13 protein-coding genes are annotated in these 14,779 nt (G+C 60.4%); 7 read left to right on the top strand and 6 right to left on the bottom strand.

The features are described from left to right. The first annotated feature begins 13 nt into the window (after positions 1-13). The 4 genes from H8K20_RS05645 (at position 14) to H8K20_RS05630 (ending at position 3,424) form a co-directional block, all read left to right on the top strand. Positions 14-520 (top strand): DUF1648 domain-containing protein, encoded by a 507-nt coding sequence (locus H8K20_RS05645; protein WP_186487733.1) that lies wholly within the window; start codon positions 14-16, stop codon positions 518-520. Continuing rightward, complete coding sequence (locus H8K20_RS05640; protein ID WP_186487732.1) at positions 510-1,253, top strand: AzlC family ABC transporter permease; 744 nt, start codon at positions 510-512, stop codon at positions 1,251-1,253. The genes H8K20_RS05645 and H8K20_RS05640 overlap by 11 nt, the downstream gene beginning before the upstream one ends. Next, on the top strand, positions 1,250-1,585 hold the full coding sequence (locus H8K20_RS05635; protein WP_186487731.1) for an AzlD domain-containing protein: 336 nt from the start codon (positions 1,250-1,252) through the stop codon (positions 1,583-1,585). Before H8K20_RS05640 ends, H8K20_RS05635 begins: the two co-directional genes overlap by 4 nt. Positions 1,586-2,236: 651 nt before the next feature. Beyond that, a complete protein-coding gene (locus H8K20_RS05630; protein WP_186487730.1) occupies positions 2,237-3,424 on the top strand; it encodes a metal-dependent hydrolase family protein in 1,188 nt (395 codons plus the stop codon). Positions 3,425-3,683: 259 nt separating this feature from the next. On the opposite strand, the gene H8K20_RS05625 is transcribed toward H8K20_RS05630, so the two are convergent. Both H8K20_RS05625 and H8K20_RS05620 read right to left on the bottom strand, forming a co-directional pair. Next, positions 3,684-4,571, bottom strand: coding sequence for an alpha/beta fold hydrolase (locus H8K20_RS05625; protein WP_186487729.1), 888 nt, complete (start codon positions 4,569-4,571; stop codon positions 3,684-3,686). Between the two features lie 167 nt (positions 4,572-4,738). Beyond that, on the bottom strand, positions 4,739-5,383 hold the full coding sequence (locus tag H8K20_RS05620; RefSeq protein ID WP_186487728.1) for a DJ-1/PfpI family protein: 645 nt from the start codon (positions 5,381-5,383) through the stop codon (positions 4,739-4,741). Between the two features lie 130 nt (positions 5,384-5,513). On the opposite strand from H8K20_RS05620, the gene H8K20_RS05615 reads away from it, so the two are divergent. Together H8K20_RS05615 and H8K20_RS05610 are read left to right on the top strand one after the other, a co-directional pair. Next, positions 5,514-6,449 (top strand): helix-turn-helix transcriptional regulator, encoded by a 936-nt coding sequence (locus H8K20_RS05615; RefSeq protein WP_186487727.1) that lies wholly within the window; start codon positions 5,514-5,516, stop codon positions 6,447-6,449. A gap of 135 nt (positions 6,450-6,584) precedes the next feature. Then, the gene (locus H8K20_RS05610; RefSeq protein WP_186487726.1) at positions 6,585-7,070 is read left to right on the top strand and encodes a GNAT family N-acetyltransferase; all 486 of its coding nucleotides are present in this window, start codon (positions 6,585-6,587) and stop codon (positions 7,068-7,070) included. A 96-nt stretch (positions 7,071-7,166) separates the two neighbouring features. Here the strand turns inward: H8K20_RS05610 and H8K20_RS05605 are convergent, their stop codons facing one another. The 4 genes from H8K20_RS05605 to H8K20_RS05590 form a co-directional block, all read right to left on the bottom strand. After that, complete coding sequence (locus H8K20_RS05605; RefSeq protein WP_186487725.1) at positions 7,167-8,060, bottom strand: EamA family transporter; 894 nt, start codon at positions 8,058-8,060, stop codon at positions 7,167-7,169. A 1,520-nt stretch (positions 8,061-9,580) separates the two neighbouring features. Next, entirely contained in the window at positions 9,581-10,276 is a 696-nt protein-coding gene (locus H8K20_RS05600; protein ID WP_186487724.1) for a putative ABC transporter permease, read from the bottom strand. A gap of 584 nt (positions 10,277-10,860) precedes the next feature. Further along, on the bottom strand, positions 10,861-12,213 hold the full coding sequence (gene mgtE / locus H8K20_RS05595) for a magnesium transporter (protein WP_186487723.1): 1,353 nt from the start codon (positions 12,211-12,213) through the stop codon (positions 10,861-10,863). A 408-nt stretch (positions 12,214-12,621) separates the two neighbouring features. After that, on the bottom strand, positions 12,622-13,242 hold the full coding sequence (locus tag H8K20_RS05590) for a trimeric intracellular cation channel family protein (protein WP_164998149.1): 621 nt from the start codon (positions 13,240-13,242) through the stop codon (positions 12,622-12,624). A 298-nt stretch (positions 13,243-13,540) separates the two neighbouring features. Here H8K20_RS05590 and H8K20_RS05585 point away from each other — a divergent pair, with 298 nt between their 5' ends. Beyond that, complete coding sequence (locus H8K20_RS05585) at positions 13,541-14,779, top strand: uracil-xanthine permease family protein (protein WP_186487722.1); 1,239 nt, start codon at positions 13,541-13,543, stop codon at positions 14,777-14,779.

Below are 14,779 nucleotides of genomic sequence, written 5' to 3'. Positions count from 1 at the left end.
AGGAGACGATACCGTGAAAAAAGGCGAAAGACTTCCCTTTACCCGCACCCAAAAGTGGTGGGAGCTGGGCAGCATCACCGTGCTGGTGTTCTGGGCGGCCTACCTGCTGCGGGTGTGGGATCAAATACCCGCCACCGTGCCCACCCACTTTGGCCTTACCGGCCAAATAAACAGCTACGGCGAAAAGTCGAGCCTGCTGGTGCTGCCGGCGGTGGCGCTGCTGCTGTACGCGCTGCTGCTGGCCGCCGAGCTGCTGCCGGCGCTCTACACCATGCCCGGCCGCTGGTCGGGCCGCAGCCAGATCTTTGCCGCCCAGTGTTTGCGCACCGGCCTGTGCGCCCTCAAATTTTTGCTGGTGCTGCTGTTTTGCTACCTGGATTTCTGCGCCGCCACCTACCAGCCGCTGGGGGCCTGGTTTTTGCCGGCGGCCGCCGGCGTACTGCTGCTGCCGGTGCTCGTCACCGCCCTGCGCATCTATCGCGGGGTAAAAAGGCGGGAGGCCGAGCGCCATGACGCCTAGCCCTGTCAAAACGCGAACCGCCCCCGGCGTCAAAACAGCCGCCCTGCGCGCCGCCTGGCCCAAAACGCTGCCGGTGCTGGCCGGCTACCTGTTTATCGGTATGGCCTTTGGGGTGCTGCTCACCAGCGCCGGCTGGCACCCGCTCTGGGCGGTGGTGATGAGCGTGTTCATCTACGCCGGCAGCATGCAGTTCGTCACCGTGGGCATGCTGGCTGCCGGGGCCGGCCTGCCCACCGCTGCGGCCATGACGGCCATGGTCAACCTGCGCCACCTGTTTTACGGCCTGCCCATGCTGCGGCGCTTTGCCGCCGCCGGCGCCAAAAAGATCTACCTGGCGCTGGGCCTCACCGACGAGACTTTCTCGCTTTTGTGCGGCACCCGGGCGCCGGATGGGGTAGACCCCGGCTGGTACGACTTTTTCATCACCCTGCTCGACCAGTGCTACTGGGTGCTGGGCAGCGCGCTGGGGGCGGTGGCCGGGTCGCTCTTGCCGTTCGACACCACCGGTATCGACTTTGCCATGACCGCCCTGTTTGTGGTGGTGTTTATCGACCAGCTGCGCGAGCGGCAAAACCGGCTGCCGGCGGTCATCGGTCTGGCCGGCTCGGCGGCCTGCCTGCTCCTCTTTGGGGCCGACAGCTTTCTCCTGCCGGCCATGGCGCTGATGGTTTTGCTCCTATGCTTTTTGCGGGGCCGGGCCATCGCCGATAGGGAGGAGGAACACGCACCGTGAGCCAAAATGATCTGTACACGCTGTCGGTGGTGGCGGTGGTGGCCATCGTCACCTGGGTGCTGCGGGCGCTGCCGTTTTGGGTGTTTCGCGCCGGCCGCCCGGTGCCCCGTACCATCGCCTACCTGGGGCGGGTGCTGCCGCCGGCCATCATGGGCATGCTCATCATCTACTGCCTCAAGGCCATCACCCCCACCGCCTACCCCTTTGGCCTGCCCGAGCTCATCGCCGTGGCCATCACCGCCGGGCTGCACCTCTTTAAGCGCAATACGATGCTCTCCATCTTCGGCGGCACCGCCGCCTATATGGTGCTGGTGCAGCTGGTGTTCGCCTAACGGCCGGGCCCCCGGCTCAAAAATAAATACGCCTTTTTGGAGCAGCCGGCCACCGCCGCCGGGCTGCTTTTTTTGCTGCCCGCCCGGCTGTCGGCGCAAGACCGCCACCGGGCGTTTTGCCGCGCCGCCACCGATATCTCGCGCCCGACCGCCCCGCCGTGCCCAGTACCGGCCGCCCGGCCACGTCTCACCGCCAGCCGTCTCCGCCACATTACGCCCCATCACCAGCGGCCAGCGCAACTTATCTCCAGCGCTCCCACGCCGCCCCACCGCCAGCAATTCCACCGCACGCCGCTTTTACCCGCCGCCTGGGCTCCGCCCCACCAGCCACTCGCTGCCCGACTGCGCCGCACGCCTGACCGCCTTACCGTGCCCAGTACCCGCCGCCCGGCCACCTCTCACCGCCAGCTGTCTCCGCCGCGCCCACTGCCAGTCGTCCCCGCCACGTCACGCCCCATCGCCGACCACCTCGCCGCCACCGCGCCCCATCTTGAGCCGCTATGCCCCCCAGGCGGCCCATCTTCGTCTTGCCGCCCCTTTTTTGCGCCCCCGTATTGACCCCGGCGAAAAACCGTGGTAAACTGTCGGTAGTCCACTAACACACTTTAAAGCACAAAATTGCTTTTGAACACATTTTTATGAGGTGAGTTTATGCAGTACACACTGGTGACCGGCGGCAACATCGTCGACATCGTAAACAAAAAGGTATTCCCCGGCCAGATCCTCATCGAGGACGGCATCATCAAAGAGGTGGGCGAAAAGGTCGCCGCCCCCGACGGCTGTCAGGTCATCGATGTGGCCGGCAACACCGTGCTGCCGGGTCTCTTTAACTGCCACGAGCACATGACCATGGCCCCCGATCCCAACCCCGAGGCGGTGGCCGATACCGACGCCCAGATGACCATGAAGGCGCTGCACCACCTGGAGCAGTACATAGAGACCGGCGTCACCTACGTGCGCGACGTGGGCTCCTCTCACTTTATCGATATCGATATCCGCGACGCGGTCAAGTCGGGCCTGGTCAAAAAAGCGCCCGACATGCAGGTCTCGGGGCAGTGTATCTGCATGACCGGCGGCCACGGGTGGAATGCCGGCGGCCGTCAGGCCGACGGGGTAGACGAGCTGCGCAAAGCTGCCCGCGAGCAGCTGCGCGCCGGCGCCGACTGGCTCAAGATCATGGCCACCGGCGGGGTCATGACCCGCGGCGTCGAGCCCGGCAGCCCCCAGCTCACCGAGGAGGAGATGCGCGCCGCCATCGAGGAGGGCCACAAGGTCGGCGCCAAAAGCGCCACCCACGCCCAGGGCAACATCGGCATCAAAAACGCCATCCGCGCCGGTATCGACTCGGTGGAGCACGGCATCTACCTGGACGACGAGGCCATCGAGCTGATGCTCAAAAACGGCACCTGGCTGGTGGCCACCCTCTGCGCGCCGTACTATATCAACAAATACGGCATCGAAAACGGCATCCCCGAGTACGCCGTGCGCAAATCTAAAATGGTCATCAAAGACCACTACGCCTCGTTCATCAAGGCCTACCGCGCCGGCGTCAAATGCGCGCTGGGCACCGACAGCGGCACCCCCTTCAACTCCCACGCCGGCACCGGCAACGAGCTGGTGCTGTCGGTAGGGGAGGGCCTCACCCCGCTGGAGGCCATCGAGCTGGCCACCATCAACTCGGCCACCATGCTGGGCGTCGAAAAAGAGCTGGGCAGCATCGCCCCGGGCAAAAAGGCCCATCTGGCCGTGTTTGCCGGCAACCCCGCCGACAACATCCAGGACATTTTAAACTGCGTTATGACCATCAAAAACGGCGAGGTGCTGTACAACAAGCTGTAGCCGCCGGTCGCGGGTTCTCCCAGCCGTTGGCGGCGGGTCAGCCTTTGCAGGTCCCTATCTACCGTTTTCACACATAAAAAAGGCGAGCTGCCGGTCACCCTGGCCGCCCGCCTTTTTTGTTTTCTCTCTTGCAACTGCCGCCCCGCGGTCACCTGCCGTGTCCGTTACGGCCCATAGCGGCAGCTGCCGCTTTAAGTCTCCGCGCCGGGCCACCATCCTGCCGCCCGGTGCCGTACAGGCCTCCGCCGCGGCCCGCTGGTCAGCGGCCCGGCGGGGGAGGTGGGTCCCCCTGCAAAAACGATACGATCATCGACTGTTCCTCCTCGGTGAGCAGGTGCATGTGGCCGCGACCAGTCAGCTGGTAGGTGCGGCAGCAGGGCAGGATCTTCGGCGCCCGCCGCAGCACCTTGCGCGCCGGGAACAGGCAGTCCCGTTCGCCGGCCAGTACCAGCGTAGGTGCATGGCAGCGCCGCATGCGCCGCGCCCCCACATTGGTGGGCATGCCCACCTTGGTCTTTACGTGGTCAAAGCTGTTTCGCAGCGTCTCGATGGTGTCGCTGTCTAAAACGTCTTCGGTCATCGCCATGTACAGCGCCGTCTGCCGCAGATAGCGCTCATCGCCGCCGTGGCGGTAGCGCAGCAGCGGCACCAGCATTTTTACCGCCCCAACAGGCAGCGCGTTGCCAATGCCCGCCGGCACCACCAGCACGCTCTTTTCCACTTTTTCCGGCGCCACACACATCAGCTTGGCCAGCACCCCGCCGCCAAACGAGCCGCCAAAACAGCGCATATGCGCAAAACCCAGCGCGTCGATCACCTGGCTGGCCCAGCGCCCATAGGCGTAGCCGTAAGGCGGCAGGCAGCGCTGGTCGCTCTTGCCCGGGTGGCCGATGATATCTACCGCGTACAGGTGAAAATGGGGCAGCAAAAAACGGCACAGCAGCAGGTTGTAGGCGGTGGTCGAGTTGCCGCCGTGAAACACCAGCACCGCCGGGCCGGCAAAGTTTCCGGTCTCCACCAGGTGAGTGCGGCCAAAACCGGTGTCTACATACCGGTCGCGCCAGCGGCACCCCAGCGATCTGAGCTGCCGGTCGTACAGCGCCAGCGTCTGGCGGCGGCTGTCCGGTGTCTTATAAATGGTCCCCATCTCTATCAGGCCCCTTCGCGCTCTGTTTCCCCCATTCTAACACCGCCCGCCCCTGATGTCCATCGCCCCCCGCGCCCACGTTTCACGTTTTAAGTTTTAAAACGTGCCCTCCAATATGCTAAACGGTTCTGGGGCGCGGCATTTGCGCCCACTGCCGTCCAGCTTATCTAAAGTAGGGTTGTCTGCGCTGCCGCCACAGACTGCATCAGGGCAAAAAAGTGCTCTGGCGCTCCGGTGCAAAAATAGGCGTACCAGGCGGCGAGCGTATCGGCCTCAAAAACGCCCAGATGGGCAATGATCTGCCGGGCCCACAGCAGTGCTCCGGTGCAGCTGGCCGTAAAAAGACCGCCGTTCGCTACAGACGGCGCATCTACATAAAAGCGCTGTCCCCTGTAGCCGGGCACTGCCGCCTCCAAAAATCCCGGCCCGTTGCTGGTGTGGGGCCGATCGTCCAGCAGCCCCGCGCCGGCCAACGCGGCAGTGGCCCCGCAGATAGCGCCCACCGCCGCGCCCGCAGCTAAAAATTCGCCGGCTTTTTCGACGATAGCGCCGTGTCTGGGGTCGCTCCACGTGTTTGCGCCCGGCAACAGCAACATGCTCTTTTCACCAGTGGCGATATCGCCTACCGCGCAGTCGGGCAAGGCGGTCAGCCCGCCCATCGTGCGCACCGGCTCCCGGCAATAGCCGACTGTTTTCAGTTCCAGGTGCGGGGCGTCCTTTTTAAAAAAGCGCCGCGACTGCAACTCGGCGGTGATATGTCCCAGTTCCCAGTCAGCCAAAGTGTCCGGCAGGTAAATATAGATGGTAAACATGTATTTTCCCCCAATTCTGTCTCGCCCCTGGCAGAGGGGCAGATTGATTTGTTTGCCTTTTCATTGTACGATAAGATCGTTGACAACGGTGTGGCCACGATTGGCAGTAAATAGTTAAAGGCGGTATTCTATGAAAGTAGACAGGCTGGTCAGCATGATCCTGGTCCTCCTCCAAAAAGAGCGTATCGGCGCACAGGAGCTGGCGGATATGTTCGAGGTCTCGCCCCGCACCATCTACCGCGATATAGACGCCATCAACATGGCCGGTGTCCCCGTCCGGGGGGTGTCGGGCGCCGGCGGCGGCTTCGAGATCATGCGGGGGTACAAGATCGATAACAAGGTCTTTTCAGCCGCCGATCTCTCCGCGCTCCTGACGGCGCTCTCCGGCCTTTTCAGCATGGTAGGGGGGAGCGAGCTGGCTACTGTCCTCGCCAAAGTCAAGAGCTTCATCCCCGCCGACAGAGCAGATGATATTTTCAAAAAGGCCGGCCAGATCTGTATCGACCCGGCCCCCTGGACGGCAGACAGAGCCGTACAACCCTGTCTGGAAACGGTGCGGGCAGCACTGCGACAGAGCAGGCTGCTCCAGTTTGGGTACACGGCCCACCGCGGGGTAAAGACCCGGCGAACGGTCGAGCCGTATCAGCTGGTGCTCAAAAACAGCCAGTGGTATTTGCAGGGGTACTGCCGCACAAGAAACGACTTTCGGCTGTTTCGGCTGTCCCGCATCTCCGATCTACAGCTGCAACAAACGTCTTTTACACCCCGAGATCACCAAAAGCCGGTTTTAGACTTTACGGATACTTTAAAGACCATGCAGACCGAGATCAGGCTCCGCATCCACCGCTCTATCGCCGATATCGTCCTCGACTATTGTCCAAACGAGTACTTTTCGCCGGACGGCGACACGCATTACCTCGTGCGTTTTCCCTTTGTAGAAAACGAGTACTACTACAATATCCTCTTGCGTTTCGGCGATAAATGCGAATGTCTGGAGCCGCCGCATATCCGCGCCGAAATAAGGCGCAGGGCTCAAAAGATAGCCGCCATCTACGGGGCCCCATAGCGAGGAAAAAAGAACTGCTTGACAACCTTGTGCGCTTGACGATAAAATGTAAAAAGTCCACCATGTGCCGGTTTGTCTCGGGCAAGTCATGTGTCGTGTACAGAACAGTAGATTCTATTTATAGGAGGGCTCAAAATGAGGATCACAGAAATAACGGATAGAGATCCGGCGCTGCTCGAGCAGCTGCTGGAGGTGTGGGAGAGCTCTGTAAGGGCCACACATCTCTTTTTGTCAGAGCGTGATATACAGGATATCAAAAAATACGTCCCCCAGGCACTCAAAGAAATTCCGCATTTGGTCATCGTGGAAAACCAAGACCGGGTCCCGGTGGGATTTATGGGTATCGTAGAGCAGCACCTGGAAATGCTCTTCATCTCCGGCATGGAGAGAGGAAAAGGATCGGGTAAAGCACTGCTCAGGTACGGCATAGAAAAATATGCGGTCAACGATTTGGCAGTAAACGAGCAAAACCCCTTGGCAAAAGGCTTTTATGAGCACATGGGTTTTAAAATTTATAATAGAACAGATCGTGATGAGCAGGGGAATCCTTACCCGCTTTTGTACATGAGCAGGCCGTTTCGGTCCGGCCGCGTAGCAGATCAAACAGATGCACAGCCATAAAAGGCGCGCCGGAACACCCGCAAAAGGGGTGTTCCGGCGCGCTGCCGTTTTATCGGTAAAGACCGGGTCCCGCTACACCGGCGGAGGCCCGCTCGGTCACTCCATGCCCAGTATGGCGATGCCGATCACCGCCAGACCAATGACCGCGTAGTACTTCCAGTTGAGTTTCTCCTTTAAAAACAGCCGGCTCCACAGCACGCTGAACACACAGTAGCTGCTGATGAGCGGGGCTGCCACCACCGCATTGGCGCCGATGGCAAAAATATAGGTGAACTGGCCGGCGGTCTCCACCAGCGCCGCCGCCATCTTGGGCTTTTCGTCCCACAGGCGGATCTTCTGCTTTTTAATGATCACCACGTAGACAAAGGCGCAGATGGCCATAAACAAAAAGGTGAACTCATAGGCGATGTTGGCCTGCTCCTCGGCAATGGCCACATCTAAAAGCATCGCGTCGGCAAAGGTGCCCAGCCCGTCGATCAGGCAGTATAAGATGGGGAACAATATGGCGATAAAGCTCTTTTGGTACTTTACGTTGGCCACCTGCTGGCGCAGCTGCCGCGCCGCGTCGTCCTGCCTTTTTTCCAGCAGGCTGAGCAGCAGCACCGCCAGGCAGATGAGCAGCACTGCCGCCAGCTGCAGGCCGGTCATGGCCTGTTTTAAAAACACAAAGCACAAAAGTGCCGCCACCGCACCAGACGAGTTGCAGATGGGGCTCGAGACCGACAGCTCGATGTACCGCAGCCCCACATAGCCCAGTACCATAGCCAAAATATACAGCAGCGAGGCAGGCAGGTAGGTGATGATGTCCCCCAGGTGAAACGGGGTGCCGGTGGCCACCATGTAAATGCCGTGCAGGCCCATCACCAGGCCTACCGCCATCACCATCTTCCAGTGGCTGTAGGTGTCGTCGGGCTTTGAGCCTATTTTGGAAAACAAATCCGAGCCGCTCCAGAATAAGATCGAGAGCAGCGAAAAAATAAACCAGGTCATAAGTAGATAGCGTCCTTTTCTCTATTTGATCTTCCCCTAAAAAAAGCCGCAGATGAAAGCGGGGAGCGCGCGTCCAGCTGCCGTGTGGTGCAGCTGCGCGCGCGGGGGCGGACGCCGGGGGAACCGGTGCGCTACGCTGTCCCAGCAGTGGCACGGTATATGGGGCGCAGTGGTGGTCGTGTGGCGCACAGGTCCTCCTCCTCTCGGTGCAAAATAGCGGGCCCGGCCCGCAACATCTCAAAAAACAATTTATTCTAGCACATATCGCCCCCGCTGGCAAGAAAAAACAGTTTTCTCCCACCCCCGGTACCGCCAACGCCCCACTCGCGCTGCCTTTCACGCTCATCTCGCTTTTTTCTGTGTACATGCCCGTCCCCACACCGGGCGCACCGCCGGCACCTCAGCCACCCATCTCGCTCAAGCCCCGCCGCCCATCACCCCCCAGCACCTCCCACCGTACATTTTCCCATCCGTCCTGCTATCCCCGCTACTATCCCCACCACCAACCGTGCCCCCGGCCCACCATAGCGTCCCATACCCAGCCACCCAGCTGCCTTTCCTGCTCTATTTCATCAGCGACATTCCCAGTGTCTCACTACCGGCAATATACCCCCATCTATAACGCTCCAGCCCACCACAGCACCCCACAAAATCCCCAGCGCCTCCCACCGTATATTTTCCTGCCCGTCCCGCTACCGCTACTATCCCCGCCACCAACCGCGCCCCCAGCCCACCATAGCGCCCCATACCCAGCCATCCGGCTGCCTTTTCTGCTCTATTTCGTCGGCGACATTCCCAGTGTCCCACTCACCGACAATATACCCCCATCTATAACGCTCCAGCCCACCACAGCACCCCCACAAAATCCCCAGCACCTCCCACCGTGCATGTTCTTGCCCGTCCCTCTACCCGCTACTATCCCCACCACCAACCGCACCCCCAGCCCGCCATAGCGCCCCACACCCACCCGCCTTTTTTACTCTATTTCGTCAGCGACATTCCCAGTGTCCCACTACCGGCAATATATCCCCATCTATAACGCTCCAGCCCACCACAGCACCCCCGCAAAATTTCCAGCACCTCCCACCGTGCATGTTCCTGCCCGTCCCTCTACCCGTTACTATCCCCACCACCAACCGCGCTCCCAGACCACCGTAGCAGCCCTATACCCAGTCGACCAGCTGCCTTTCTTGCACCGCCTCAGTAGTACCGCTATCCGTGCCCCACCCATCGGCAACATCCTCACTGATAACATTCCCAGCCCACCAAAGCCCACCAAAGCCACCCACAGTACACCCATAAACCACCTCAGCACCTCCCACCGTGCAGTTTTCCTGCCAACTCCTGCGCCGAAAATATCCCCACTATCTACCGTTCCGCCACCCCACGCCCAACCAATTCTCTTTCGTCAACACTCAAAGCCCCACCACCCGGCTCTGCGATCGCCCCCCACCGCCCACGGTACATAAAAAGGCCGGGGCGCTGCATCGCGCTCCAGCCTTTTTGTCGTAGTATGTCGTTTAAATAAACTTCATATTGGGGTATACTTCTTTTAAGTAGTCGTCGGGGTAGGTCTGGTCTAAAAACACGGCAAAGCCCCCCTCTGGCGCCACCCCCTGCCGCCGCTGGCCGCTGCGCCACACCGCCGCCGCCGAGAGGGCCATGTCCACCGCTAAAAATACCGCCACCACCGAGGTCAGCGGCACCGCCCAGCGGGTGGGTATGTGCCGTATCAGGTCACAAAACCAGGGGTAGATGGCCCGCAAAAACACCAGCCCCAGCAGCCCCCAAAATATGGCGTACTTTATGTTGGTGCGGCCGCCCAAGTTCAGCGGCGAGCCGGTATAATCCCACGAGACCGAGCCGAACACTAGCTCCTGCACCAGCGAGCACACAAACTCAAACACGGCGCCGAACACGGCGCTCACCCCAAATATCACCAAGTTGTGGCAGCGCTCAAAACGGCCCAATATCGCGCTCAGCGCCGCTGCCCCCAGCCCGTATATCTGCGAAAAGGGGCCGTATAAAAGCCCCTGCCGGCTCTCAAAGCTGCCGTGGCGCACAAAATAAAAAAGCATCTCCACCACATAGCCCAAAATGCTGGCGATCACAAATATCCAAAACAGCTGGTACAGGCTGGGGGCGCCGGGGTGGCGCCGGGCGGCAGCCGCCTTCTGTTGGGTCTGGCCGTCGATGGGGGCAGAGCTAGCTTGCATAGTCAGGTACCTCGTTTCCGTTGTGCTCTCCGTGTAAAAAACAGAGTATACACCCCAGTATAAGACGATCTGTCTTTAAATGCCACCGGTTTTCGGGTCATCGGGGCAGGTTTAAGAAATTTGTCATTTTTTCTGGTATTTGATTTTTTTGTTACCGCCTCGGGTCAAGCCGGTGAACTGTCCTCAGGCCGGCAGCCGATGTTCGCGCAGAACTTGTGCGGCACCGGCAGGGGCGAGTGCCCCGTCCGCCAGTTCAGCCATGCACCAGTCCGCCACTCCACCCAGCCGCCGCAGCGCATACGGCACCTCTCTTCTATTTCACCGGGGCCGGGCAGGTGCCCGGGCGTTCACTATAGTCTGTCCGCGCTATGCCCCGCCCATGCCCCCTATCGGCCCAAACATGCCAAATCGTGCTCAAACAGCGCCCAATACCTACTAATTTACAATTTCGTAACAATTTCCAGGCGCTACATTTGTCGCCATACCGCCGTTTTCTCGTTTCTCAGCTGCCTGGGGCACCAAAAAACGGACCGCCCCTTTTTGGTGGGCGGCCCGCGTCAAGATCGCACTGGCTAAACCGTGTTTTAGTGGATGTGCAGGATGGTGGTGGCCAAAACAAAGTAGATCATCAGCGACACCGCATCCACGATGGTGGTGATCAGCGGGCTGGCCATAATGGCCGGGTCCATTTTCAGCTTCTGGGCAATAATGGGCAGCAGTCCACCGCAGATCTTGGCGATGATCACGGTGCAAAACAGGCTGGCGCAGATGGTCACGGCCACCAGCACCCCCACCCGGTCAAAGAGCAGCAGCTTGCCAAAGTTCACCACCGCCAGCACCGAGCCGGTCAGCAGGCTCACGGCAAATTCCTTGCGCAGCACCACAAGGGCGTCTTTGGGGGCGATATCGCCCAGGGCCAAGCTGCGTATCACCATGGTCGCCGACTGGCTGCCGGCGTTGCCGCCGGTGTCCATCAGCTGGGGGATGTAGGCCGCCAGCAGCACCATAGAAGAGAGTACTTCGTCAAAGCGGCGGATGATGGCCCCGGTGATTGAGGCCGAGATCATCAGCACCAGCAACCACACGATGCGGTGCTTGGCCAGAGTCAGGGCACTGGTCTTCAGGTAGCTGTCGTCGGCAGGGGAGACGGCGTTCATCTTGTAGATGTCCTCGGTGGCCTGCTCCTCCATCACATCTACCACGTCGTCCAGGGTGATCACGCCCACCAACCGGCCCTCCCGGTCTACAACGGGCAGCGTGTACAGGTCGTATTTCTTAAATACCTCTACCACCTGTTCCTCGTCGTCCAGCGTGCCCACCTTGCAGATCTCGGGGTCGGCCAGCTCAATGATCTTGGTGCTGTCGTCGGCCAGCAGAATGTCCTGCAGAGCCACCGACCCCTCCAGCAGCTTGGTGGGGGAGGTGACAAAGCAGGTCTCGATGGTCTCTTTTTTATCGCGGCTGCCGCGGATGTCGGCGATGGCCTCGGCCACCGTCTCGTCCCGCCGAAGCTCCATAAACTCCAGCGTCATCAGGCTGCCGGCCGACCCCTCGGGGTACTGCAGCAGCTGATTGATCTGGCTGCGGGTAGCCGAGTCGGTGGCCGCCAGCACCCGCTTTACGATGCCGGCCGGCATCTCTTCGATAAAGTCGATGGTATCGTCAAAAAACAACTCGTCAACGATGGTGGCGAGCTCTTTGTCGGTGATGCCCTCAACGATGCGCTGCTGTACGTCGCTGTCCAGGTGCGAGAACACCTCGGCCGCCACCTCTTTGGGCAACACGCGAAACAACAGCACCAGCGCGGCGTCGGGCAGCTCAGAAAACAGCTCCGCCACATCGGCGGGGTTGCAGGCCAGCAAAAAGGCGCGGGCCGCGGCAAACTGCTTTTCCTCCACCAGCTGGCACAGCGCGTCGATGGTGATGAATTTGCTCATAATATTTTCCCTCCTCGCGGTAAATTTGGGCAACAAAAAAGACCACAAGTCTCTCGCTGCGGTCTAGTACAGGTGCCGAATATTACCGGGAGAAAGTGCACACATCCCCCCGCGGGGGCAAACGCGCGCCCTACAGGGAAGTGCCGGGTGACAAAGAGAGCGGAACAGACATCTCCTCCCGCTGCGGCACGTCACCTGCGCATTCAGCCCGGGTATTCGCACCTCTACTACTGCCAGCGTCCATTGTCTGTCCACCTCCTAAAAAGTCAAATCTGTGAGTCTTTTACACAGCCCCGGGCAGCGCACATGCCGCCTTTTGGGCCACACCCATTGTATAGCCCGCCCCCCAAAAAGTCAAGCAAAATCGCCCGCCTGCCGCCGGGCCGCAACACCCCGGGCCCGGACCGGTCAGCTCCTGGCCTGCGGCGGCTTAACGGTGGGTAGTGCCAGCCGAAAACGCATGCACAAAAGGCGGGTGAAAAAGGTCAGCGCAATACAGATGTAGGCCGCCACCTGCAGGTCGATGAGCTGTCGCAAAAACCAAAAGCATACGCTGCCGCCTACCGCCGCCACCGCGTAGATCTCCCGCGGGCGCAAAATGTGGGGGATCTCGCGGGCGAACAGGTCGCGGATGATGCCGCCGCCCACCGCCGTGATGAACGATACAAAGCAGAAGGTGATAAAGTTGAGCTCCATCGAGATAGCGGTGATGCCCGCCTCGATAGCAAAGGTAGCCAGCCCCAGCGCGTCAAAAATGTCCAGCGCAAAGCTCCAGCGTATCTGCCCCTTGGTCAGTATCACAAAGGCGGTGGTCAGCAGGATGAGCAAACTGTACTCGTAGCGCTCAAAAAATATGGGCAGCGAGTCGCGGCGGATGATGATGTCCCGTATCACGCCGCCGCCAATAGCCGTCACCCCAGCCATGATGAGAATGCCCAGGTAGTCCATCCGTTTTTTAATGGCCGTGCTGGCCCCCGAAATAGCAAACGCCACGATGCCGATATAGTCCAAATAGTCGATGATCCCCACAGCCAGCCACCCTTTTTTCCACAGCGGTCGCGGCACCCGTCACCGGGTGTCGCTGTGCCCAATGCGGCCCGCCACATGGACAGGCCTTTTGCTGTGCCCATTATAGTAGATTATCGGCGGCAGTTCAATAATAATTACCAAGTATAATAGAGCGGGGTTTTTGCCGGTCTGCGATCCGTCTTTACAAGCCGAATAAAATCGTGTATGCTGATGCAGGCGCAAAAAAAGCCCCCACGCTATCGTCGGGGCTTTTTTTGTGCCGTAAAAGAGGAAGAAAAACAGGAGAAAGGAAGATATTATGGGAGAAACTGCCAACCTGACCACCTCCAAAAAAGTGGTGTTGGGCGTCCAGCACCTGTTTGCCATGTTCGGCGCCACCGTGCTGGTGCCGTCGCTCACCGGCCTCAACGTGTCGGTGGCGCTGATCTGCGCCGGTCTGGGCACGCTGCTTTTCCACCTGGTCACCAGCCACAAGGTGCCGGTGTTCTTGGGTTCCAGCTTTGCCTACATCGGCGCGCTGCAGATCGTCATCGGCGGCAACAGCAAAAACATCCCCAAAGCCCAGTCGGGCATCATCGCCGCCGGGCTCATCTACATACTGGTGGCCCTCATCGTCAAATACGTGGGGGTCGATGTCATCCGCAAGACCTTCCCGCCGGTGGTCACCGGCCCGGTCATCGTGGTCATCGGCCTGACACTGGCCCCCACCGGCATCTCGATGGCGCAGGTAAACTGGCCGGTGGCGCTGTTCACGCTGGCAGTCATCATCGCCGTGTCGGTTTTTACCAAAGGCTTTTTCAAGCTGGTGCCCATCCTCATCGGCCTCGTCAGCGGGTACCTGCTCTGCGTGGGCCTCGATCTGAGCGGGGTGCTGGGGGCTAAACTCATCGATACCAGCCTCATTACCGGCGCCCCCTGGATCAGCCCCTTTTGGGACTTTGGCGGCAAGTTTTTTACGCTGCCCCAGTTTGACCTGCACGCCATAACCCTCATCGCCCCGGTGGCGCTGGTCACCTTTATGGAACACATCGGCGACATCACCACCAACGGCTCGGTCATCGGCAAAGACCTGCTCAAAGATCCCGGCCTGCACCGCACGCTGCTGGGCGATGGGCTGGCCACCTCACTGGCCGGCCTGCTGGGCGGCCCGGCCAACACCACCTATTCCGAAAATACCGGCGTGCTGGCTGTCACCAAGGTGTACGATACCGGCGTGCTGAAGATCGCCGGCTGCTTTGCCATCTTTTTGGGGGTGTTCGGCAAGTTCGGCGGTGTGCTGGCCAGCATCCCCGACCCGGTCAAAGGCGGTATGTCCATCATGCTCTTTGGCATGATCGCCGCCGTCGGCCTGCGCACCATCGCCGAGGCCCAGCTCGACTTTTCCCACAGCCGCAACCTCATCACCGTGGGGCTGATCCTGGTGTTCGGTCTGGGCATGTCGGCGGGCATCCAGATCGGCGAGTTCACCGTCTCCGGCCTGTTCATCGCCGTGGTGGTGGGCGTGCTGGCCAACAAGATCCTGCCGCAAAACGTCTAA

This window comes from Neobittarella massiliensis (ex Bilen et al. 2018) (assembly GCF_014269355.1).
In the GTDB taxonomy this organism is placed as follows: domain Bacteria; phylum Bacillota; class Clostridia; order Oscillospirales; family Ruminococcaceae; genus Neobittarella; species Neobittarella massiliensis.
Note: the sequence above shows the minus strand (reverse complement) of the source record. Positions and strands in the feature narration are given on the sequence as shown.

What these genes read in the sequence shown, in the direction of transcription:
- H8K20_RS05640 (WP_186487732.1), top strand. Translation starts at nt 510, where the DNA reads ATGACGCCTAGCCCTGTCAAAACGCGAACCGCCCCCGGCGTCAAAACA.
- H8K20_RS05630 (WP_186487730.1), top strand. Translation starts at nt 2,237, where the DNA reads ATGCAGTACACACTGGTGACCGGCGGCAACATCGTCGACATCGTAAAC.
- H8K20_RS05625 (WP_186487729.1), bottom strand. Translation starts at nt 4,571, where the DNA reads ATGGGGACCATTTATAAGACACCGGACAGCCGCCGCCAGACGCTGGCG.
- H8K20_RS05620 (WP_186487728.1), bottom strand. Translation starts at nt 5,383, where the DNA reads ATGTTTACCATCTATATTTACCTGCCGGACACTTTGGCTGACTGGGAA.
- H8K20_RS05615 (WP_186487727.1), top strand. Translation starts at nt 5,514, where the DNA reads ATGAAAGTAGACAGGCTGGTCAGCATGATCCTGGTCCTCCTCCAAAAA.
- H8K20_RS05610 (WP_186487726.1), top strand. Translation starts at nt 6,585, where the DNA reads ATGAGGATCACAGAAATAACGGATAGAGATCCGGCGCTGCTCGAGCAG.
- H8K20_RS05605 (WP_186487725.1), bottom strand. Translation starts at nt 8,060, where the DNA reads ATGACCTGGTTTATTTTTTCGCTGCTCTCGATCTTATTCTGGAGCGGC.
- H8K20_RS05600 (WP_186487724.1), bottom strand. Translation starts at nt 10,276, where the DNA reads ATGCAAGCTAGCTCTGCCCCCATCGACGGCCAGACCCAACAGAAGGCG.
- mgtE (WP_186487723.1), bottom strand. Translation starts at nt 12,213, where the DNA reads ATGAGCAAATTCATCACCATCGACGCGCTGTGCCAGCTGGTGGAGGAA.
- H8K20_RS05585 (WP_186487722.1), top strand. Translation starts at nt 13,541, where the DNA reads ATGGGAGAAACTGCCAACCTGACCACCTCCAAAAAAGTGGTGTTGGGC.